At 49.5% G+C, this 22868-nt stretch carries 21 protein-coding genes; 20 read left to right on the top strand and 1 reads right to left on the bottom strand.

Going from position 1 to position 22868, the window contains the following annotated elements; genetic code table 11:
• Nucleotides 1–4: 4 nt before the first annotated feature.
• The 17 genes from ileS (at nucleotide 5) to AB1I49_RS06330 (ending at nucleotide 18426) form a co-directional block, all read left to right on the top strand.
• Entirely contained in the window at nucleotides 5–2770 is a 2766-nt protein-coding gene (ileS, locus tag AB1I49_RS06410) for an isoleucine--tRNA ligase (protein WP_407720483.1), read from the top strand.
• 71 nt (nucleotides 2771–2841) lie between these two features.
• Nucleotides 2842–3318 (top strand): signal peptidase II, encoded by a 477-nt coding sequence (lspA, locus tag AB1I49_RS06405; RefSeq protein ID WP_407720482.1) that lies wholly within the window; start codon nucleotides 2842–2844, stop codon nucleotides 3316–3318.
• The gene (locus AB1I49_RS06400; RefSeq protein WP_407720481.1) at nucleotides 3311–4228 is read left to right on the top strand and encodes an RluA family pseudouridine synthase; all 918 of its coding nucleotides are present in this window, start codon (nucleotides 3311–3313) and stop codon (nucleotides 4226–4228) included. The genes lspA and AB1I49_RS06400 overlap by 8 nt, the downstream gene beginning before the upstream one ends.
• Before the next feature lie 208 nt (nucleotides 4229–4436).
• Nucleotides 4437–4784: a 50S ribosomal protein L19 gene (rplS, locus tag AB1I49_RS06395; protein WP_316609269.1), complete on the top strand. Its 348-nt coding sequence runs from the start codon at nucleotides 4437–4439 to the stop codon at nucleotides 4782–4784.
• Nucleotides 4785–4857: 73 nt separating this feature from the next.
• The gene (gene lepB / locus AB1I49_RS06390; RefSeq protein ID WP_316609267.1) at nucleotides 4858–5598 is read left to right on the top strand and encodes a signal peptidase I; all 741 of its coding nucleotides are present in this window, start codon (nucleotides 4858–4860) and stop codon (nucleotides 5596–5598) included.
• Between the two features lie 63 nt (nucleotides 5599–5661).
• A complete protein-coding gene (gene ylqF / locus AB1I49_RS06385) occupies nucleotides 5662–6540 on the top strand; it encodes a ribosome biogenesis GTPase YlqF (RefSeq protein ID WP_407720480.1) in 879 nt (292 codons plus the stop codon).
• Nucleotides 6537–7139 carry a ribonuclease HII gene (locus AB1I49_RS06380; RefSeq protein ID WP_216524069.1) on the top strand — a complete coding sequence of 201 codons (603 nt, stop codon included), beginning with the start codon at nucleotides 6537–6539 and terminating at the stop codon, nucleotides 7137–7139. Before ylqF ends, AB1I49_RS06380 begins: the two co-directional genes overlap by 4 nt.
• Nucleotides 7136–7519 carry a YraN family protein gene (locus AB1I49_RS06375; RefSeq protein WP_216524068.1) on the top strand — a complete coding sequence of 128 codons (384 nt, stop codon included), beginning with the start codon at nucleotides 7136–7138 and terminating at the stop codon, nucleotides 7517–7519. Before AB1I49_RS06380 ends, AB1I49_RS06375 begins: the two co-directional genes overlap by 4 nt.
• Nucleotides 7506–8432: a dipeptidase gene (locus tag AB1I49_RS06370; protein ID WP_407720479.1), complete on the top strand. Its 927-nt coding sequence runs from the start codon at nucleotides 7506–7508 to the stop codon at nucleotides 8430–8432. The genes AB1I49_RS06375 and AB1I49_RS06370 overlap by 14 nt, the downstream gene beginning before the upstream one ends.
• Before the next feature lie 53 nt (nucleotides 8433–8485).
• Entirely contained in the window at nucleotides 8486–9994 is a 1509-nt protein-coding gene (gene thrC, locus AB1I49_RS06365; protein ID WP_316620284.1) for a threonine synthase, read from the top strand.
• A complete protein-coding gene (locus tag AB1I49_RS06360) occupies nucleotides 9994–10683 on the top strand; it encodes a metallophosphoesterase (RefSeq protein WP_407720478.1) in 690 nt (229 codons plus the stop codon). The genes thrC and AB1I49_RS06360 overlap by 1 nt, the downstream gene beginning before the upstream one ends.
• A gap of 62 nt (nucleotides 10684–10745) precedes the next feature.
• A complete protein-coding gene (gene tig / locus AB1I49_RS06355; protein ID WP_316609259.1) occupies nucleotides 10746–12026 on the top strand; it encodes a trigger factor in 1281 nt (426 codons plus the stop codon).
• Nucleotides 12027–12080: 54 nt separating this feature from the next.
• Nucleotides 12081–12662 carry an ATP-dependent Clp endopeptidase proteolytic subunit ClpP gene (gene clpP, locus AB1I49_RS06350; RefSeq protein ID WP_316609258.1) on the top strand — a complete coding sequence of 194 codons (582 nt, stop codon included), beginning with the start codon at nucleotides 12081–12083 and terminating at the stop codon, nucleotides 12660–12662.
• 13 nt (nucleotides 12663–12675) lie between these two features.
• On the top strand, nucleotides 12676–14010 hold the full coding sequence (gene clpX, locus AB1I49_RS06345) for an ATP-dependent Clp protease ATP-binding subunit ClpX (RefSeq protein ID WP_316609257.1): 1335 nt from the start codon (nucleotides 12676–12678) through the stop codon (nucleotides 14008–14010).
• Between the two features lie 114 nt (nucleotides 14011–14124).
• Nucleotides 14125–16533: an endopeptidase La gene (lon, locus tag AB1I49_RS06340; protein ID WP_407720477.1), complete on the top strand. Its 2409-nt coding sequence runs from the start codon at nucleotides 14125–14127 to the stop codon at nucleotides 16531–16533.
• Nucleotides 16534–16542: 9 nt separating this feature from the next.
• The gene (gene yihA / locus AB1I49_RS06335; protein WP_316609253.1) at nucleotides 16543–17142 is read left to right on the top strand and encodes a ribosome biogenesis GTP-binding protein YihA/YsxC; all 600 of its coding nucleotides are present in this window, start codon (nucleotides 16543–16545) and stop codon (nucleotides 17140–17142) included.
• A gap of 3 nt (nucleotides 17143–17145) precedes the next feature.
• Entirely contained in the window at nucleotides 17146–18426 is a 1281-nt protein-coding gene (locus AB1I49_RS06330) for a diaminopimelate decarboxylase (protein ID WP_316609251.1), read from the top strand.
• Nucleotides 18427–18496: 70 nt separating this feature from the next.
• Here the strand turns inward: AB1I49_RS06330 and AB1I49_RS06325 are convergent, their stop codons facing one another.
• Nucleotides 18497–18706, bottom strand: a complete 210-nt coding sequence (locus AB1I49_RS06325) for a helix-turn-helix domain-containing protein (protein ID WP_316609250.1) — start codon at nucleotides 18704–18706, stop codon at nucleotides 18497–18499.
• A gap of 416 nt (nucleotides 18707–19122) precedes the next feature.
• Here AB1I49_RS06325 and gdhA point away from each other — a divergent pair, with 416 nt between their 5' ends.
• The 3 genes from gdhA to AB1I49_RS06310 all read left to right on the top strand — a co-directional run bounded on the left by gdhA (nucleotide 19123) and on the right by AB1I49_RS06310 (nucleotide 22847).
• Nucleotides 19123–20454 carry an NADP-specific glutamate dehydrogenase gene (gene gdhA, locus AB1I49_RS06320; RefSeq protein WP_316609249.1) on the top strand — a complete coding sequence of 444 codons (1332 nt, stop codon included), beginning with the start codon at nucleotides 19123–19125 and terminating at the stop codon, nucleotides 20452–20454.
• 166 nt (nucleotides 20455–20620) lie between these two features.
• Nucleotides 20621–21691 (top strand): hypothetical protein, encoded by a 1071-nt coding sequence (locus AB1I49_RS06315; protein WP_316609248.1) that lies wholly within the window; start codon nucleotides 20621–20623, stop codon nucleotides 21689–21691.
• A gap of 175 nt (nucleotides 21692–21866) precedes the next feature.
• Nucleotides 21867–22847 (top strand): tyrosine recombinase XerC, encoded by a 981-nt coding sequence (locus AB1I49_RS06310; RefSeq protein WP_316611607.1) that lies wholly within the window; start codon nucleotides 21867–21869, stop codon nucleotides 22845–22847.
• The last annotated feature ends 21 nt before the right edge of the window (nucleotides 22848–22868 follow it).

The following is a 22868-nucleotide window of genomic DNA, read 5'->3' as shown; positions in this document are numbered from 1 at the left end:
TACAATGTCCCAGGATTATAACGCTACACTTAATCTTCCGAAAACCGATTTTCCGATGCGTGCGGGTCTGCCCAAGAGCGAGCCTGTTACCCTCAAGAATTGGGAGGACGAGAAATTATATGACAAGCTCATGGAGCGTAACGAGGGCAAGCCCCTCTTTGTGCTTCACGACGGACCTCCTTACGCGAACGGCGATATTCACCTCGGCCACGCGCTCAACAAAATCTTGAAGGATTTCATCGTCCGCTACAAGAATATGGCGGGCTTCAAGGCTCCGTTCGTTCCCGGCTGGGATACCCACGGCCTTCCCACCGAGCTCAAGGCAAGACAGAAGGCAGGTATCGGAAGCTCCGCGGATATATCCGTGGTTGAGCTGCGCAAGCTCTGCGAGGAGTTCGTTACAGGTTATATAAACGACCAGAGAGAGCAGTTCAAGCGCTTAGGCGCTATCGGCGAATGGGACAATCCTTATATCACCCTCAAGCACGAATTCGAGGCTGAGCAGATCAAGGTATTTGCCGAGATGGCTGACAAGGGCTACATCTACCGCGGCTTAAAGCCCGTTTACTGGTGCCCCGAGTGCAAGACCGCTCTCGCCGAAGCCGAGATCGAGTACGCCGAGGATCCCTGCCACTCTATCTACGTTAAGTTCAGAGTTACCGACGACTTGGGTAAATTCGCCGCTATGGGCATCGACCCCGCAAAGGTATCCTTCGTGATCTGGACAACGACCACTTGGACGCTCCCTGCCAACGTCGCCATCTGCGTCGGTCCCAGATTTGAGTATTCCGTAATCCAGAGCGGCGATGAGTATTATGTAATGGCTACAGAGCTTTACCGTTCCGCTATGGAAGAAGCAGGCATTACAGACTATCAGGTCGTCGCTGCAATCAAGGGCAGCGAGCTCGAGTACATGAAAACTCAGCACCCGTTCCTTGACCGCGAGTCGCTCCTCATTGTCGGCGAGCACGTAACTCTCGAAAGCGGTACAGGCTGCGTTCACACCGCGCCCGGTCACGGTGTTGACGACTACAATGTCTGCCGCAACTATCCCGAAATTCCCGTAATCTGTCCCGTAAACGGGGACGGCGTTCTCACTGAGGAAGCAGGTCAGTTTGCAGGTCTTACAACAGACGAAGCGAACAAGAAGATCGCTATTCACCTTGACGCGACCGGTTCTCTGTTTGCGCTCAAGAAAATCATTCACCAGTATCCGCACTGCTGGAGATGTAAATCACCGATTCTGTTCAGAGCGACAGACCAGTGGTTCTGCTCCGTTGACGACTTCAAGGACGACGCTGTAAAGGCTATCAACGAGGTCGAGTGGATCCCCTCATGGGGCAAGGACAGAATTACCTCAATGGTAAGAGAGAGAAAAGACTGGTGTATCTCACGTCAGAGAAAATGGGGCGTTCCGATCCCGATTTTCTACTGCAGAGATTGCGGCGAGCCCTTGATCGACAAGACCGCTATGCTTGCGGTTGCCGATGTATTTGCTAAGGAAGGCTCCAACGCGTGGTTTGACCACGACGCTTCCGGGATGCTGCCTGAAGGCACCAAGTGCGCAAAGTGCGGCTGCACCTCGTTTGACAAGGAAAAGGATATCATGGACGTCTGGTTCGACAGCGGTTCCTCACATACCGCCGTTGTAAGACGCCGCGGCTACCTCAAGTTCCCCGCAGACCTCTATCTCGAGGGTAACGACCAGTACAGAGGCTGGTTCCAGTCCTCGCTGCTCACCTCCGTTGCAACAATGGGTACTGCTCCTTACAAGACCGTTCTGACTCACGGCATGATTCTCGATATGGAAAAGAGAAAGATGAGTAAGTCGCTCGGCAACGGCATCAGCCCTCAGGAGGTTATCAAACAGTACGGCGCCGACGTATTAAGACTCTGGGTCGCTTCCTGCGACTACCAGTCCGACGTCAACATCTCCTTCGATATCCTCAAGCAGCGCTCCGAGGCTTACAGAAAGGTGAGAAATACCGCGAGATATATCCTCGGCAATCTGTTTGACTTTAATCCCGATACAGATATGGCGGACTTCGATACTCTGCTTCCGATTGACAAGTGGGCTCTCGCAAAGCTCAACAGCCTTATTGACAAGGTCAGGGAAGCATACGACAAGTACGAGTTCCACATTGTATATCACAGCATTCACAACTTCTGCGTTGTAGATATGTCAAACTTCTATCTTGACGTTCTCAAGGACAGACTGTATACAGAGAAGGCTGATTCTCCGCGCAGAAGAGCCGCTCAGACAGCTATGTACCTTATCCTCAACGCAATGACAAGAATGATCGCTCCGATCCTTGCGTACACCTCCGACGAAATCTGGAAGTTTATGCCGCACTCCGCTGCCGACGAGGCTTCTCACGTTATCTACAACGAGATGCCCGAGAAGGTCGCGGTAGACGTTGACGACAGCTTCATGGAGTTCTGGAACCGCATTCACGAGCTCAGAGACGACGTTAAAAAGACTCTTGAGCCGATGATCAAGGAAAAGACGATCAAGAGCTCGCTCGAAGCTAAGGTCACTCTCAGCGCGGGCGGAGAGACCCTTGAATTCCTCAAGCAGGCCGAACCCGAGCTTGCCGACGCGTTCATCGTATCCGAGGTCGTTATTGCCGATAACGGCGCCGAGCTCGAAATCACCGCCGAAAAAGCGGAGGGTGAGAAGTGCGAACGCTGCTGGGCAATCAGAAAATCCGTAGGCGCTGACGCCGAGCATCCCACGCTCTGCGCTCACTGCTGCGAAACATTAAGATAACAATAATTACAAAATCGGTGTGATTGCGGTTGCACCGATTTTTGATTATACTTTGGAATTTGGAGGTATATATGCCTTTTATCGCACTTGCAATCGGCGCTCTGATTGTCGCCGCTGACCAGATCATCAAGTACTTTGTGAATACGGGACTCAAGCCCGTGGGTGAAGTGAGCGTTATCGACGGCCTGTTTAAGCTCGTTTACGTCGAAAACCGCGGCGTCGCCTTCGGAATGTTCAAGGATATGCGCTGGGTTTTCATCGCGCTCACCTCGGTAATGATCGCTGTTATCATTTTCTATATGTTCAAAAAACGTCCGTCGGGCAAGTTCTTCTACATCTGTGCGGGCTTGATCATAGGCGGCGGTATCGGCAACCTGATTGACCGCATTATCTACGGCTACGTTATCGACTATCTGAGCATTTCCTTCTTTCCGCCCGTCTGCAACTTCGCGGACTACTGCATCACGATCGGCGTAATACTGCTTGTGATTTACATTTTCTTCTTCTCGAAAGCCTTCAAGTCAGACAAGGATAAGTTAAATGACTGAGCATACGCTGATTTGTTCCGAAAGCGGTGTAAGGCTCGATAAGTTCATTGCAGACGCGGATATCGGTGTTTCCAGAAGCGCGGCTGTCGGACTGATTGAAAGCGGCGGTGTCAGTCTGAACGGTGAGAGAGCCAACAAGAAGCAGAAGCTCAAAACAGGCGACGAGATTAAGGTTTGTATACCCGATCCTGTACCGTACGAGGCGAAGGCTAAAAATATTCCGCTCGATATCGTTTATGAGGATAACGATTTGCTCGTCGTAAACAAGCCGAAGGGCATGGTCGTTCACCCTGCCGCAGGCAACTACGACGGCACTCTCGTAAACGCCCTGCTGTACCACTGCGGCGACAGTCTATCAGGTATCAACGGAGTTCTCCGCCCGGGTATTGTCCACCGTATCGACAAGGATACGAGCGGACTTCTGATTGTCGCAAAGAACGACGAGTCCCACAAGTTCCTCTCCGGACAGATCAAGGAGCACTCATTTACAAGAGAATACGAGGCCGTAGTATGGGGCAGCGTCAGGGAAGACGAGGGCACTGTAAACGCACCTATCGGCAGAAACCCCAACGACCGTAAGAAGATGTGCATTACTCAGAAAAACAGCAAAGAAGCCGTGACCCATTACAGCGTGATCGCCAGATACAAGGGCTATACTCATATCCGCTGTGTTCTCGAAACAGGCAGAACCCACCAGATCCGCGTCCACATGGCGTCCTTGGGTCATCCTGTGGCGGGCGATTTGGTGTACGGTGTCAAAAACGAGAAGGTGGCGTTTGAGGGACAGTGCCTTCACGCGAAGAAAATCGGGTTTGTACATCCGGCAACAGGAGAGTATATGGAGTTTGACTCAGAGCTTCCCGAGTACTTTAAGAATTTTTTAACAAAACTGAGAAACATATCCGCATAAACTTTTTCCAAAAAGTGCTTGCATTATAATTCTATCTATGATATAATAACCGAGTAGGTTTGGAAAAGTCTATGCCAAACCTGATACATTTGGTTCCGTCGTTTCCCGACGACGTGGTCAGATAACGGCGCAAGCCGTCATTTTGAAACTGATAGTCCGCTGCCATGGAAGGGTATGAATATCGGGTAAATAATTAGGAGGATGAAATATGGACGCATTAAAAACAATTGCGGCTGAATCAGTGAAGGAATCCACTCCTGAATTCGGCATCGGTGATACCATCAGAGTATCAGTGAACATTCGCGAGGGCAACAGAGAGAGAATCCAGATGTTCGAGGGCACTGTCATTGCCAAGAGAGGCAGCGGCGTAGCCGAGACATTTACCGTCAGACGCGTAGCTTACGGCGTTGGCGTTGAGAGAGTATTCCCGCTCCATTCCCCGAACGTAAAGGACATCAAGGTTGTCCGTTACGGTAAGGTTCGCAGAAGCAAGCTCTATTATCTCCGTGACAGAGTAGGTAAGGCCGCAAAGGTTAAGGAACAGATTCGTAAGTAATTCTCGAATAATAGTTAAAGGGAACTTGCTTAAGTTCCCTTTTTCCTTAATTTGCATTAAGTAGGTGATAGGATTGAGCGACACACCGTTGAACAAGGAAGGCTCAAAGCTGCCTTCCGACATAGACCTTTCAATTGATATTAACCCCGAAATGTATGCGAACAGCAAGCCGCATCCGAGCTACGACAAGTTCTACAAGGCTGCGGAGTACGCTACCGAGCAGGCTGATTACAAGGCAACCTCGGAAGAGAACGGTCAGAAGGGCTTCGTCACAGCCAAAGCAGACGGCATGATGGCGGGCGTTTATGACTGGATTCGCTGCATTATCTTCGCGATTGCGATCGTGGTTATTGTACTTACCTTTGTTTTCCGTCTGGTTGACGTTGAGGGTACGTCGATGTGCGACACCCTCCAGACCAAGGATAAGGTAATAGTTACTAACCTGTTATACACACCGCGCGACAATGATATCGTTGTTATCTCACACGGCGCGGAGTACAAGAAGCCCATCATCAAGCGCGTTATCGCAACAGAGGGTCAGACCCTTGAGCTTGATTACGAAAACGAGAAAATCATCGTTGACGGCATTGAGATTTCCGAGCCGTATATCAAGGGAACCACCTTCTCCGGCAACTACGGCAACAATGTGATCCCGTCCGTCATTCCCGAGGGAAAGATTTTCGTAATGGGTGATAACAGACAGGTATCGCTTGACAGCCGCAGCACCGAGATCGGTCTGATCGATGTCAAGGACGTCATCGGTAAAGCGCAGGTTGTAGCCTTCCCGTTCGACCATTTCGGATATCTTTATTAATCAGATTTTAAGGCCTATTTCTTTCAAAAGGAAATAGGCTTTGTTTTATAGAAAGAGGATAATATGAGTGATATGCAGACAATACAGTGGTTTCCCGGGCACATGACCAAAACCAAGCGGCAGATACAGGCTAACCTCAGGCTCGTTGACGCCGTCGCGGAAATCATTGACGCGAGAATTCCCGTAAGCAGCCGAAACCCAGACCTCGACAAGCTCATTCAGAACAAGCCGAGGGTTATTCTTATGAACAAGTGCGACATGGCGAACCGCACCGCTACAAAAATGTGGATCGACCACTACGCCTCTCAGGGTATTACGGCAATCGCCGTCGACTGCAAGAGCGGTACGGGACTGAATAAATTCCCTCAGGCTGTCAATACGGTTATGAAAGAGAAAATCGACCGTCTGAAATCAAAGGGCATGAAGAACCCCACAATGAGAATCATGATCGTCGGTATTCCGAACGTAGGAAAATCCTCGTTTATCAACCGTATTTCAAAGCAGAACCGCGCGAAGGTTGAGGACAGACCCGGCGTTACCCGAGGCAACCAGTGGTTCACGATAAGCAACAACCTCGAAATGCTCGACACACCGGGTGTATTATGGCCTAAGTTTGACGACAAGCTCGTCGGCGAGCATCTGGCGTTTACGGGAGCTGTCAAGGATCAGGTAATCGATATCGAGCTGCTCGCCGTAAGACTGCTCGACTTTCTCAAACAGCTTAAGCCCGCGGATTTTATCAGCCGCTTCAAGCTCGAGAAGCTTGATTTGGACAACACAGATTCCTACGAGCTGCTGAGTATGATCGGCAAGAAGCGCGGCATGCTCGTATCCGGCGGAGAAATCGACACCGAAAGAGCCGCGATCATGCTGCTCGACGAATTCAGAGCTGCAAAGCTCGGCAGAATCACGGTTGAAATGCCGAACGGAGAATTGAAATGAACTGGCTTGAATTTGAACAGAATGCGATTAATAAGGGTTACAGCGCTGTTTGCGGAGTGGACGAGGCAGGCAGAGGCCCGCTTGCGGGTCCCGTTTGCGCTGCTGCCGTAATACTTCCCGAGGGCGTTGTGATCGACGGCGTGAACGACTCAAAGAAGCTAAGCGAGAAAAAGCGCGAGGCGTTGTTTGAGGTCATAAAGTCGACCGCGGTTTCATACTGTATAGCGTACTCGAGCGTCGAGGAGATCGAGGAAATCAACATTCTCAACGCCACAATGCTCGCGATGAAGCGCGCCGTTGAAGGCCTTTCCGTTAAAGCGGACTACGCAATGATTGACGGCAACAAAATACCCGATCTGAGCATAGACGCGGAGTGTATCGTCAAGGGCGACGCGAGGTCTATGTCAATCGCGTGCGCGTCGATTCTCGCGAAGGTATCAAGGGACAGACTGCTATATGAGTATGCAAAGGAATATCCGCAGTACGGCTTTGACAAGCACAAGGGCTACGGCACAGCCATGCACCGCGACGCTATCCGTCAGTACGGCCCTTGTCCGTACCACCGCATCAGCTTTTTAGGAAACATTCTGAAAAAATGAAAACAAAGACTATTGGCGATATCGGCGAGGAATACGCCGTTAATTACCTGAAAAAGCACAGATACAAAATTCTCTCAAGGAATTATAGAAAGCGCTTCGGCGAAATTGATATTATCGCGGAAAAGAAAGGCACGGTAGCCTTTGTCGAGGTAAAAACCCGCCACGAGAATCCGCTGACAAGGCCGTTTGAGGCGGTTGACACCAAAAAGCAGGAGAAAATCTACAGGACATCACTTGCGTACATTTACGAGAACGATCTCGACTGCCAGTACCGCTTCGATGTCTGCGAGGTTTATGTAAACAGGGACACCCTCAAGCTGATACAGATAAACTACTTTGACAACGCCTTTATTCCGGAGAGTGACAATGGATATTATTGATTTACACTGCGACACGCTTTACAAGTCCGTGACGGAAAATATCTCCTTTGGAAGCAGCAGGGCAGAGGCAAAGCCCAACCGCGACCCTGAGTCACACAAGCTGCAATGCTACGCGATCTGGATTCCCGATTCCTGTCCGGGAGATGAAGCAGAAGCGCTGTTTTTGATGGCGCACAAACGTCTGCAAAGGGAATGCAAAGAACAGGGTATCAAAATAATCAAACCGCATCAACCCTTGGACAGCTTCCGAAAATATTCGAACACCGCCTTTTTTACAGTCGAAAACGGTCTGGCTCTGAATGTTAAGCTCGAAAACGTCAGACTTCTTGCCGACTGCGGAGTGCGCATGATGACACTGACGTGGAACGCCGCAAATCAGATAGGCGACGGCGCTGACGTAAAGGACGGGCATGGTCTGAGCGGGTTCGGAAGAGCCGCCGTCCGCGAAATGGAGAAGTATCATATTATCGCCGACGTTTCGCACGCGTCGCAGAAGCTGTTTTATGATGTAGCGGAAATTGCAAAAATGCCGTTTGTCGCTTCACACTCAAACGCGTACTCCGTTACGCCGCACAGGAGAAATCTGACCGACGAACAGTTTATGATAATCAAGGAACGCGGCGGCTTGGTCGGGATAAATTTCCATAACGCGTTTCTCAACAACGAGCCGGAAAAGGCTTGCATAGAGGATATTATAAGACACACCGAGCATTTTCTCTCGCTCGGCGGAGAGGATACAGTCTGCTTTGGAAGCGATTTTGACGGCGGCACACTGCCGAATGACTTCTCCGACAGCAGTGTTTATGACAAGATATATGATATTATGTGCAAAAGAAATTACAAGGAAGCGCTGATAAAAAAGATTTTTCATCGGAATGCGCTTAATTTCTTCGAAAACTTTGACAATCGCTGAAATATGTAGTAAAATAAATTGTTGTTTAAAGCTCTTTTGAAAGGAAGATTGAAATGTTGTATAACAGCACCCAAAACGCGGCTGAAAAGGTAGAGGCCGCACAGGCAATCTCACAGGGTATTTCAAAGGACGGCGGTCTTTTTGTACCGCAGGAGTTCCCGAAATACGACGAAGCGACCTTCAAGGCGCTGCTCAAGGAAGATTACAGAGGCAGAGCTAAAAAGGTATTCTCCGATTTTCTGACCGACTTCACAGCCGACGAAATCGCCGACTGCGTTGAGAAGGCTTACACCGAGGAGAAATTCGGCGGTTCAAATCCCGCTCCGATCGCTTACACAAAGCTTAACGGCAGACCTCTCAATATTCTTGAGCTTTGGCACGGTCCCACCTGCGCCTTCAAGGATATGGCGCTCCAGATCCTGCCGCACCTGCTCACAAAATCCCTGAAAAAGACATACGACGGCAAGGATGCTGTTATTCTCGTTGCCACCTCGGGCGACACGGGCAAGGCCGCTCTCGAGGGCTTCAAGGACGTTGAACACACCAAGATCATTGTGTTCTATCCCGTAAACGGCGTAAGTCCCATGCAGAAGCACCAGATGAACACCCAGGAAGGCGCGAATGTCAAGGTCTGCGCTATCAAGGGCAACTTCGACGACGCTCAGACAGGCGTAAAGAAAATCTTCACTACTCCCGAGATCTCAGAGAAGCTCGCCGAGAACAACATGCTTTTCTCGTCCGCAAACTCCATCAACTGGGGCAGACTTCTTCCGCAGATCGTTTACTATATCTCCGCTTACTGCGACCTCGTCAACGACGGCAAGATCGCGTTCGGCGACAAGATCAACGTTGTAGTTCCCACAGGCAACTTCGGCAATATCCTCGCTTCCTACTACGCCAGCCTGATGGGACTCCCGATCAACAAATTCATCTGCGCCTCCAACTCAAACAACGTTCTCACCGACTTCATCAACACCGGTGTATACGATAAGAACAGACACTTCTATACAACAATGTCTCCTTCAATGGATATTCTCGTTTCCAGCAACCTTGAGCGTCTGCTCTACAAGCTCTCCGGCGACAGCGACGAAACCACAAGAGCATGGATGAACGCTCTCAAGACCGAGGGCAGGTACGAGGTTACCGACGAGGTCAAGGCTCTAATGCAGGAGAAGTTCTTCGGCGGCTTCTGCGACGACGGTCAGACTCAGGCTACCATCAACCGCCTCTTCAAGGAGGATAACTACCTCTGCGATACTCACACCGCCGTTGCCGTAAATGTCTACGAGCAGTATGTTGCAAAGACAGGCGACACCACTCCGTCGATCATCGCTTCAACCGCGAGCCCCTACAAGTTCTCGCGCTCGGTTCTTGAGGCGGTATCTCCCGACGGCATTCTGCCCGTCAACGAGTTTGATATGGTAGATAAGCTCAATGAGCTGACAGGCATGCCCGTACCCGCGCCTCTTGCGAACCTCAAGGACAAGAAGGCACGCTTCTCCGACGTTACCGAAGCGAACGAGATGCCCGCCTATGTTCTCAAGGCTCTCTCAATCGACTGATGTCACTGTACGTTATCGGAGATCTGCACCTCTCGCTCGGAGAGGATAAGCCAATGGACGTTTTCGCGGGCTGGAACGACTACGTTTCACGCCTTGCGGAAAACTGGCGCAGTCTGGTTACTGACGACGACACCGTCGTTGTCGCGGGCGATATTTCCTGGGCAATGAAGCTCGAGGATACCTACACCGACTTTAAGTTTATTGACGATTTACCGGGCAAAAAGCTCTTTTTGAAGGGAAACCACGACTATTGGTGGGCGACAAAGAGCAAAATGGATAAGTATCTTGCCGAAAAAGAGCTGAGTACCATTTCCATTCTCTTCAATAACGCCTACGTCTGCGGCGACTTTGCCGTCTGCGGCACAAGAGGGTGGTTCCTTGAAAACGACACCCCCGAGGATATCAAGGTGCTCAACCGCGAGGTCGGCAGACTGAAAATGTCGATCGACGCCGCAGTGAAAACAGGCAAAGAGCCTGTCGTTTTCCTGCACTATCCGCCGTATTACCGCGGAGTGGAGTGTCCGGAGATCATGGACGTTCTGATAGAGTACGGCATAAAGAAATGCTACTACGGCCATATCCACGGCAAAGGCGGCTTCCGTTTGGCGTATGAGGGCGAATACAAGGGTGTTGATTTCAGACTTATTTCGGGTGACAGAATAGGTTTCATGCCGGTTTTAGTCAGATAACTTGATTTATAGAAATAATTGTGTTATAATAAGACGATATTTAAAAAATGGAGGAATTCAAAATGGCACTGAAGGAATTTACAAAGAAGGAAGCTGCCAATTCATATGAGCTCGTTGTCACCGTAGACGGCGAGACCTTTGAAAAGGCTATCAACAAGGTATACAAGAAGCAGGTTAAGAGCATCAATATCCCCGGATTCAGAAAGGGTAAGGCTCCCAGACATATTATCGAAAAGATGTACGGCACAGAGGTATTCTACGACGACGCTATGCAGGACTGCTATCCCGACGCTCTGTATGAAGCTGCCAAGGAGCAGAACCTTGAGATCGTTGCAGTAGAGAAGCTCGAGGCTGTTGAAGCAGGCAAGGAAGGCTTTACCTTCAAGACCGACATCATCGTTAAGCCCACTCTCGAGGTTGAGGGCTACAAGGGCTTTGAGATCGAGAAGAAGTCCACTGAGGTCACCGAGGAGCTTATCGACGAGGAAATCGACAAGGTTCGCGACCGCAACTCCAGAATGGTCACCGTAGAGGGCAGAGCCGCCCAGAACGGCGACACCGCTGTAATCGACTTCGAGGGCTTCGTTGACGGCGTTGCTTTCGAGGGCGGCAAGGCTGAGAAGTACAGTCTTTCACTCGGCTCGGGCAACTTCATTCCCGGTTTTGAGGAGCAGGTTGTCGGTCACGAGGCAGGCGAGGAGTTCTCCATCAATGTTAACTTCCCCGAGGACTATCAGGCTGAGGAGCTCAAGGGAAAGGAAGCTGAGTTCAAGATCAAGCTTCACGAGCTCAAGGAGAAGGAGCTTCCCGAGGTTGACGACGAGTTTGTAAAGGACGTTTCCGAGAAGGAGACCGTTGCAGAGTACAGAGATGAGCTCAAGGAGACAATCGCTGCCCGTCTTAAGGACGAGGCAGAGAAGGACGTTGACAACCAGATCTCCGAGAAGCTTATCGAGCTTGCTCAGGGCGACATTCCCGAGCAGATGTACGACAACCAGGCTAACGACATGGTAAGAGATTTTGAGATGCGTCTGCGTTCACAGGGCATGGATCCCAAGATGTACATGCAGTACATGGGCATGGATATGGCCGCTCTCAAGAATATGTACATGGACGAGGCCGAGAAGAGAGTCAAGCTCAGACTTGTTCTCGAAGCTATCGCAAAGCAGGAGAACCTCGAAGTAACCGAGGCTGACCTCGAGGACGAATACAGCAAGATGGCCGAGACTTACAAGGTTGAGGTTGAGCAGGCTAAGGCTTCCGTACCCGCTGATTCACTCTCCGAGGACATCAAGGTTCAGAAGGCTCTCGATCTTGTAAAGAACAGTGCGGTTATTAAATAATTTGAATATTATCAGATAACCTGCTAAACAATAAGTTAGAAAGGTTTTGATATTATGCCATTAGTACCTTACGTAGTAGAACAAACTAACCGTGGCGAGCGTTCCTACGACATATATTCCAGACTTCTCAACGACAGAATCATTATGCTCCACGACGAGGTCAATACCGCGACCGCAAGCGTTGTTGTAGCTCAGCTTCTGTTCCTTGAGAGCCAGGATCCCACAAAGGACATCAGCCTTTATATCAACAGCCCGGGCGGCAGTGTTACCGACGGTCTGGCGATTTACGATACTATGCAGTATATCAAGTGCGACGTTTCCACGATCTGCATGGGTATGGCGGCGAGCATGGGTGCGTTCCTGCTCTCGGCAGGCACAAAGGGCAAGCGTCTCGCGCTTCCCAATTCCACCATCATGATTCACCAGCCTCTCGGCGGCTATAAGGGTCAGGCAACAGATATGGAGATCCATACCAGATATATGCTCGACACCAAGGCTCGTCTGAACAGAATTCTTTCCGAAAACACCGGAAAGCCCCTTGACATCATCAAGAACGACACCGAGCGCGACAACTTCATGACCGCTCAGGAAGCTCTTGAATACGGACTGATTGACAAGGTTATTGATAAAAGATAAGGTGAGATAATCCATGGCGAATAAAAACAACGACAAGGAAATCTACTGTTCATTCTGCGGAAAGCCGCAGGATATGGTTTCAAGGCTTATCGCGGGCAGCGGCGCATATATCTGCGACCGCTGTGTCGAGCTTTGCATGAATATCATTGAGCAGTCGGGCGAGGTTGAGCGTGACCGCGACCACGATTATTACAAGCCGTCTGCGCCGCAGTTGTCCGATGAGGATTTTGCCGAGCTTTTAAAGCCAAAGGAAATCAAAGCGATTCTCGATGAGTATGTCATCGGTCAGGAGGACGCTAAGGTAACTCTGAGCGTCGCGGTTTATAACCACTACAAGAGAGCGTTTGCGGGCGACGATTCGGTCGACTTCGCAAAGAGCAATGTTCTTCTGCTCGGCCCGACAGGCGTCGGCAAGACACTTCTCGCGCAGACTCTTGCGCGCGCGCTTGACGTACCCTTCGCAATCGCTGACGCCACAACTCTCACCGAAGCCGGATATGTCGGCGAGGACGTTGAGAATATCCTCTTAAAGCTGATTCAGGCGGCTGACTATGACATCGAACGAGCGGAACGCGGAATTATCTATATCGACGAGATCGACAAGATCGCCCGCAAGTCCGAGAATCCTTCAATCACCCGCGACGTAAGCGGCGAAGGCGTTCAGCAGGCTCTTCTCAAGATTGTAGAGGGCACTGTCGCCAACGTACCGCCTCACGGCGGCAGAAAGCACCCGCAGCAGGAGTTCTTGCAAATCGATACCAAGAATATCCTCTTTATCTGCGGCGGCGCTTTTGACGGACTGGAGAAGATCGTCGAGAAACGTCAGGGCAGCTCCGTTATCGGCTTCGGCTCTGATATTAAGTCCCGCAAGGAGCTTGACGAGTCAGACTGGATGAAGGACGTTGTCGCTCATGACCTCGTTAAATTCGGTATTATTCCCGAGCTGATTGGCAGACTTCCCGTTATTACGGCGCTCAGCGGACTCAATACCGAGGCGCTTGTAAAGATTCTGACCGTTCCAAAGAACTCGATCGTTCAGCAGTACAAGAAACTCTTTGAGCTCGACGGAGTTGAGCTTTACTTTGAGGACGAAGCGCTTGAAGCTATCGCTCAGAAGGCTTTTGACCAGCGCACGGGCGCGAGAGGACTCAGAGGTATCATGGAAGGTATTCTAAAGGATCTGATGTTTGAGACTCCGTCTGACGATACGATCGAGAAAATCATCATCACAAAGGGCGTTGTGACCGACGGTGCGCAGCCGCAGATTACACGCAGAAAAGAAAAAGCATCTTTCCCCGTCAAGCTGCCGAGAAGAGAAAAGCGCTCAAAGCGCAGCTCGGCATCGTGATAAAATATTTTAAGCGGTAGGTTGTTACTGCTTTTTGGGCAAATACCGCGCAGCTTAGGCTGCTTTGCGGTTTTGCCCTCTTTTTGACTAATTTTGAAACAGAAAGGAAACAATATGGCTGCAGATAATAAAGACACAATGATTGTACCTGTGCTGCCTTTAAGAGGGCTTGTTGTTTTTCCGAAAGCTCTGATTCATTTTGACGTTGGCCGTCAGAAAAGCATCACCGCGATAAACAAAGCGATGAAGCGCGATCAGATGATTTTTCTGTCGACTCAGATTGACGCGACAAATAACGATCCGAAGCTGATCGACGTATATACAACCGGAGTAATCGCAAAGATTGTCCAGGTTCTCAAGCAGCCCGAAAACGTGACGCGAATCGTCATCGAGGGCAAGTTCAGGGCAAAAATCGTCGCACCGGTTCATGACCCGAGCGGACTTATGGCTGAGGTTCAGCCGATTCCCGAGCCGATTATGGATCACGACGATTTTGATACGGCGTTGATGCGCGCCGTTAAAAAAGAATTTGAAGAGTACATTGATATTTCTCCGCAGATTCCCTCAGACATCATTTTTAAGGTCGCGCTCTGCAAGCGTGCCGGAGAGCTTGCGGATTACATAGCCGCCAATATGGCGCTCGACTATCAGGTCAAGCAGGAAATCCTCGAAATCCGATCTCCGGTTGAACGTCTTAAGGACGTTCTCGACGTGCTGATAAACGAGAACTACATTCTCAGATTAGAGGACGAAATAAACCGCAAGGCTCGCATGCGCATTGACGAGAGTCAGCGTGACTTCTTCCTGCGCGAACAAAAGCGCGTTATTGAAGAAGAACTCGGCGAGGACGATAACCCTTCCGAGGACGCTGAGGAATACGCGGAACGCATCGAGGAACTCAAGCTCGACGAGAAATCGGCTGACGTTCTGCTCAAGGAATGCCGCAAGCTGATGAAAATGCCCTTCGGCAGCCAGGAAGCCTCTGTTATCCGCACTTATCTTGACACTGTGCTTGACCTTCCGTGGAACAAATCGACCAAGGATAAGATCGTCATTCCCAAGCTGAGAAAAGAGCTTGACAGGACCCACTACGGTCTTGAAAAGATAAAAACCAGAATTATTGAGCAGCTTGCCGTAAAGAAGCTCAGCGATAAACAGAAGGGACAGGTTATCTGCTTTGTGGGACCGCCCGGCGTAGGCAAGACCTCGATCGCCAAGTCTATCGCCAAAGCAATCGGCAGAAATTCCCAGCGTATCGCTCTCGGCGGCGTCAGGGACGAGGCTGAGATCCGCGGTCACCGCCGTACATATATCGGCTCAATCCCCGGCAGAATAATCTCCGCTGTTCAGTCGGCAGGCTCAAACAATCCCGTATTGATTCTCGACGAGGTGGACAAGCTCGCCAGCGATTACAAAGGCGACCCGACCTCGGCATTGCTCGAGGTGCTAGACATTGAACAGAACAACAAGTTCGTCGACCACTATATCGATATACCGTTTGATCTCTCAAACGTTATGTTTATCACCACAGCGAACGACCTCGGAGCCATTCCCGCGCCGCTCAGGGACAGAATGGAAATCATCGAGATAAACAGCTACACCCGCGAGGAGAAGTTCCATATCGCGAAAAAGCACCTTATTCCGAAGCAGCTCGATCTTTGCGGCTTCACCGCAGCTGAGGTCAAGTTCACAAAGAAGGGTATCTACTATCTGATTGATTTCTATACAAGGGAATCTGGCGTGCGTACTCTCGAGCGCACGATCGCTTCGATTCTCCGCAAATGCGCGGTAAAGAAGCTCGAGGACGGCGTTGAAACATTTAAAATCGACGAAAAGGAAATCGAGACGCTCCTCGGCAACAAGAAATATCTGCCCGACACCGTCAGCAAAAAGGACGAAATCGGCATTGTCAACGGTCTTGCGTGGACTTCCGTCGGAGGCGAGCTGCTCCCGATCGAGGTCGCTATCATGGACGGTACGGGCAAGCTCGAGCTGACAGGCTCCTTGGGCGACGTAATGAAGGAATCCGCGAAAATCGCCATCAACTGCATTCGCAGTCACGCCGACGTTCTCGGAATTGATTCTGAATTCTATAAGAATAAGGATATTCATATTCACGCTCCCGAAGGCGCTGTCCCGAAGGACGGCCCGTCCGCGGGTATCACTATGGCTACGGCGATCTACTCCGTGCTGTCCTCAAAGGCAGTTAGACACGACGTAGCAATGACGGGTGAAATCACCCTCAGAGGCAAGGTGCTGCCGATCGGCGGCCTGAAGGAAAAGAGTATGGCGGCGTACAAGCACGGTATAACCACCGTTATTATACCGAAGCTCAACGAGCCTGATATCGAGGAATTCGACGACGCTGTTAAGGAGAATATCAACTTCATTCCCGTTGAAAGCCTCAAGGACGTGCTGTCAATTGCGGTGATTGACCCGATAAAGGTCAGCGAGCGTGAGTGGAACAAGACGCGTCTGCCTTCACCATCAGCAAACGCCCCTGTGGCAAGAATGACGCAGTAAGGAGCGCCTATGAATTTTAACGAAGTAAGTTTTGAGTTTGCCGCGGGAACAGTAAAGCAGCTTCCGCAGTCGGATATCCCCGAGATTGTGTTTTCGGGTCACTCCAACGTCGGCAAAAGCTCACTGATCAACAAGCTGGTGCAGAGAAAGGCTCTTGCGAGAGTCAGCGCACAGCCCGGCAAGACGGCGACAATCAACTTCTACAGGCTGAGAAACTGCCGCTTTGTCGACCTGCCCGGATACGGCTACGCCAAGGTATCAAAGGCTGAAAAGGAACGCTGGGCGGGCTTAGTCGAGGGATATCTTTCGTCACAGCGCAAAATCGCACTGATTATCCAGATTATCGATATCAGGCACAAGCCCACCAAGGACGACTATGATATGCTAAACTTCCTGTATCAGTGCAACGCTCCGTTTGTCATTGTCCTCACCAAAAAGGACAAGCTCAAAAAAACCGCTTATGAAAAGCGGATTGAGGAAGTAATGGACGAGCTGCAAGACTATGAGGGAGTGGAACTGCTGCCGTTTTCAGCCGTTAACGGCGACGGCATGGATGACGTCAAGGAAGTCATCGAAGCGTATATTGAGGGTTTTGAGGAGGAAGAATAAGGAATGGAAAAGAAACCGTTTATCACTCTGGAACAGGCAAAGGACATCATTAAGGACGTACCGACGCCGTTTCACATTTACGACGAGCGCGGAATCCGCGAAAATGCACGCGCGTTGAACAAGGCTTTCAGCTGGAACAAGGGCTATAAGGAATTCTTCGCGGTAAAGGCGACACCGAATCCCTACCTGATGAAGATTCTGCAGGAAGAGGGCTGCGGCATGGACTGTTCGTCCTACACCGAGCTTATGCTCTGTGAATCCTGCGGCATCACGGGCAAGAACATCATGTTCAGCTCAAACGTAACTCCTGCCGAGGACATGAAAAAAGCATACGACCTCGGCGCGATGATCAACCTTGACGACTACACCCATGTTGAGTTTATCAAGAAGGTCTGCGGAGTTCCCAAGACAATCTGCTGCCGTTACAATCCCGGCGGCGTGTTCCGTATGGCTGACAGCGAGGACAAGGTTCAGGTTATGGACACTCCCGGCGATTCCAAGTACGGAATGACAGAGGAGCAGATGGAGAAGGCGTTTCTCGAGCTCAAGGAGGCCGGGGCAGTGGAGTTCGGTATTCACGCGTTTCTCGCTTCAAACACTGTTTCAAACGGCTACTATCCCGAGCTTGCAGGCATTCTCTTTGAGCTTGCCGTACGTCTGCAGAAAAAGACAGGCGTACATATCAAGTTCGTAAACCTCTCGGGCGGCGTAGGAGTTGACTACAAGCCAGAGGAACCGAAGAACGATATCGCGATCATCGGTGACGGCGTTCGAAAGAAATATGAGGAAATCCTCGTACCAGCGGGTATGAACGACGTTGAAATCTACACCGAGCTCGGCAGATATATGCTCGCACCTTTCGGCGCGCTTGTCGCGACAGCTATTCACGAAAAGCATATTTACAAGGAATATATCGGTCTGGACGCCTGTGCCGCAAACCTCATGCGTCCCGCGATGTACGGCTCGTATCACCACATCACCGTACTTGGCAAGGAAAACGCTCCCTGTGACCACAAATACGACGTTACAGGCGGTCTGTGCGAGAACAACGACAAGTTCGCTATCGACAGAATGCTGCCTGAAATTGAGATCGGCGATATAATTTATATCCACGACGCCGGCGCTCACGGCTTCTCGATGGGCTATAATTATAACGGAAAGCTACGTTCCGCTGAGGTTCTTCTCAAAGAGGACGGCAGCCACAAGCTCATCAGACGCGCTGAGGAACCAAAGGATTATTTCGCGACCTTTGACTTCTCGGAGTTCAAGGATTTGACAAAGTAAAAATCGGTTATTTCAAAAGCCACTCGTTGAAAAACGGGTGGCTTTTTTTGCGCGGAATAGGGAAGAGAGGTTATTTGACAAATCTTTCGATTCCGAGCACATAGTCGGCAGATACGCGGTAAAGACAGCAGAGGGTAATCAGATGCTTAATCGGAAGCTCGCGTTTTCCGCTCTCGTATTTGCTGTACTGTTCCTGCCGTGTGTGAAGAATAAAAGCGATCTGTTCCTGAGTATAGCCGTTTTCGAACCGAAGTTCCTTTAACCGTTTGCAGTAATCCATGACAATCTCCTTTATACAAATAGTAATAATATAGTATCAACATAATTATAACACGTTAATATGTCCGTTTGCAACTAAAATTTATGTGCATAAGTGTGTGGAAAGCCGAAGCTTGAATTATACAAAACGAAATCTGAATGTGGAATTTCGGATTCCTGCACGTTAAAATGAATAAAAACTATATATTATGCTGTTATAAGGGGGTATAATCCTGCAAAACAGCTGTGAAAAACGTAAAAAACGCGGAAAATATGAAATTTATAGAAAAAAACTTGCAAAAACCTCTTGCATTATTTAATGAAATAGTGTATTATAGTAACGTTGTTGAAAGAAAAGTTTTCAGCTCTTGCAAACTTTTTCTTTTAACACGCTTATGTATGTTTATAATTTGTATATCATTTCAAGGAGGACTTAATATGTCTTATGTAAGCGAGCAGCTTGAAAAGCTGAAAGCAAAGAACTCAAACGAGCCTGAGTTTATCCAGGCGGCTACCGAAGTACTCACATCTCTGGAGCCCGTATTCGAGCAGAACCCCCAGTACGAGGAGAACGGCATTCTCGAGAGAATCACCGAGCCCGAGAGAGTTATCATGTTCAGAGTACCCTGGGTTGACGACAACGGCAAGGTTCAGGTTAACCGCGGCTTCCGCGTACAGTTCAACAGCGCTATCGGTCCGTACAAGGGCGGTCTCAGACTTCATCCCTCTGTAAACCTCGGCGTTATTAAATTCCTCGGCTTTGAGCAGATTTTCAAGAACTCACTCACAGGTCTTCCTATCGGCGGCGGCAAGGGCGGCTCCGACTTCGACCCCAAGGGCAAGAGCGATAACGAGGTTATGCGTTTCTGCCAGAGCTTCATGACAGAGCTCTTCAGACACATCGGCGCTGACACAGACGTTCCCGCAGGTGACATCGGTACAGGCGCTCGCGAGATCGGCTACATGTTCGGTCAGTACAAGAGACTCAAGAACGTATACGAAGGCGTTCTCACCGGTAAGGGTCTCAACTGGGGCGGTTCACTTGCCCGTACAGAGGCTACAGGCTACGGTCTGCTTTATCTCACCGACGCTATGCTCAAGGATCACGGCAAGAGCCTGAACGGCGCTACCGTCTGCATCTCCGGTTCCGGTAACGTTGCTACCTATGCTACCGAGAAGGCTACTCAGCTCGGCGCTAAGGTTGTTACACTTTCCGATTCCACCGGTTGGGTATACGACGAAGAGGGTATCGACCTCGACGCTGTTAAAGAAATCAAGCAGGTCAGAAGAGGCAGACTCTCCGAGTACAAGAACTACAGACCCAACGCTGTATACACCGAAGGCAAGTTCGACTGGTCAATCAAGTGCGACGTTGCACTTCCTTGCGCTACCCAGAACGAGCTCAACGAAGAGGACGCCAAGAGACTTATCGCAAACGGCTGCTTCGCAGTTGCAGAAGGCGCTAACATGCCCACCACTCTTGAGGCTACAAAGCTTATCCAGGAAGCAGGACTTCTCTTTGCTCCCGGTAAGGCTGCAAACGCCGGCGGCGTAGCTACCTCCGCTCTCGAAATGAGCCAGAACTCCCAGAGACTTTCCTGGACCTTCGAAGAGGTTGACGCTAAGCTCAAGAACATCATGGAGACCATCTACAAGAACATTTCCGAGGCTGCCAAGAAGTACGGTTACGAGGATAACTTCGTTATTGGCGCTAACATCGCTGGCTTCGTAAAGGTTGCTGATTCCATGATTCAGCAGGGTGTTTGCTAATCTAGTTTTCCTAATATCTTTTCCCATAAAAAACGGCAGTCGGACGCTTGTTCGGCTGCCGTTTTGTCTATTGACTTTTTCTTTTTCTGTTATTATAATGATACATATGAATAAGTATCTTTTAAGAACGATAAAAATTGCATCATTTTGTTTGGCGGCAACGGCTGTGCTGTACGTCCTGCAGGAGTATGTGCTCTGTCATCTTGACCACAACCGCCTGAGAATTGACGGGTATTATCTCGAGGAAGAAAATACCCTTGACGTTGTTTTCACAGGAGCCAGCGAAGCGTATTCGGATTTTTCGCCCGGCTTGGCATATGAGAAGTTCGGATTTACAAGCTTTCCTTATGCGAGCGCTTCCGCGACGGCAGGTGCGGCGATCACTCAGATCAAGGAGATAAAGCGCACGCAGAACCCTCAGCTGATTGTCATGGAGATAAATCCGTTTCTTTATCCCGACGACAGAAACGAAACAAAAGAGGGCAGTATCCGCAATTATATAGACAACGTACCGCTCAACCAAAACAAAATCGAGTACATAAAGAGCCTTGAAACTGCCGACGAAGCAGAATATTATCTGCCGTTTATCAAGTACCACAGCTCGTGGAGCGAATACCCCGGAGGAATCAAGTTTTTAGGAGCATTGGTTCAACAGCATATACGCGGCTACACGCTATTGAAAGGCTATAAATCGAACACAGGTTCGTGTAGGGAAGACGGCTCTTATTTAAACGATAAGCTGATTTCCGACGACAGTGAGCTGCCGCTTACCGAGGACAGCGACAATAAGCTCAGAGTGTTACTGGAATACCTGAACGACAACGATATCAAAAATGTATTGTTTATCCGTGCGCCGCATCTGGTGCGCCAGAATGACTACGAGAGCTTTTGCATGGCTAACCGCGCGGGCAAAATCATCAACAGCTATGGCTTTGATTTTATAAACTTTGAACGCGACGAAATCACAATGAGTTATCCGGCTTCGGAATATTATAATGTTCAGCACTTGAATATTTACAGCTCAGCGAAGTTCACGGAATATCTCGGAACGATTCTCACTGAACGCTACGGCGTACACAAATCAGAGCTAAACGAAAAGCAAACCGAACGCTGGAATCAGGCAGTTGAGTATTATCATAAGCTGTACCGCTGCATAGATGCATTAAATCAGGAAGGCAGCCAGATGCTTGAGATCGAAGAAGATTTGTACGGAATGCGTATGATGGAACCGTATTGATCACAGAAATGACTAATTAAAGGAAATCGGCTGAAATAGCTGAAAACGGCTTATTCCGGCGGTTTCCTTTATTTGATACTCCCCTCAATTATACAAAATATTCATTTTGTATAATTATTCCGATAAGGAATTATCCCTCTCTCTTTTTATGATATAATTGCTTTTGGTGATTAAAATGTCTGTACGATTCCAGGATGAAGCGTTTCCGATTCTAAAAAAATATCTTTACTATCTCCAGACCGTCCGTCAGAAATCCGTCAAGACTGTCGACGAGTATTTTATCGACCTGCGGACTTTCTTTCGCTATTTAAAGCGAGCCCGTAAGCTCGTGCCTGACGATATGGATTTTGAGCAAATCAAAATCGACGATATCGGCATTGAGCTGCTCGAGTCCGTCACACTGAACGACGCTTATGAATACATGAACTATCTCCAGCGAGAGCGCGGCAATAAGGCTGCAGCCCGTTCCCGCAAGGTTTCGAGTCTGAGAGGTTTTTTCAATTACATTTCAAAAAAAGAGCATTATCTCTCCCGGAATCCTATCGACGAGCTTGAAACCCCTAAAAAAAAGAAGGCTCTCCCCAAGTATCTCTCGCTCGAACAAAGCATCGAACTATTGAATGCTGTTGAGGGTGAACATAAAGAACGCGACTATGCGATTCTGACTTTGTTTCTTAACTGCGGGCTCCGTGTATCTGAGATGGCGGGCTTGAATTATACGGATATCCGCACCGACAACACCATGCGCGTGCTCGGTAAGGGCAACAAAGAACGTGTTGTCTATCTCAATTCCGCGTGTATCAACGCAATCAAGGATTACATGAAGGTTCGTCCCGTCGACGGTGTAAAGGACAAAACCGCTCTGTTTATCAGCCGCAACAACAACCGTATGTCAGTAAAAACCATTCAGGCTATGGTCTATAAATATCTTGAAAAAATCGGGCTGAGCGCTCAGGGATATTCCTGCCATAAGCTGCGCCATACTGCCGCTACCCTGATGTATCAGCACGGCGGTGTTGACGTTCGCGTACTCAAAGAGGTTCTCGGTCACGAAAACCTCGCAACGACTGAGATATACACCCACCTCAGCTCTGAACAAATGAAAAACGCGGCTGATCTGAATCCGCTTTCAAAAATCAACCGCAAAAAAGATTGAGGAGATGCTCTGCATCTCCCC

The sequence above is a fragment of the Ruminococcus sp. NATIVEDY160 genome (genome assembly GCF_045819885.1).
GTDB lineage: Bacteria > Bacillota > Clostridia > Oscillospirales > Acutalibacteraceae > Ruminococcoides.
Note: the sequence above shows the minus strand (reverse complement) of the source record. Positions and strands in the feature narration are given on the sequence as shown.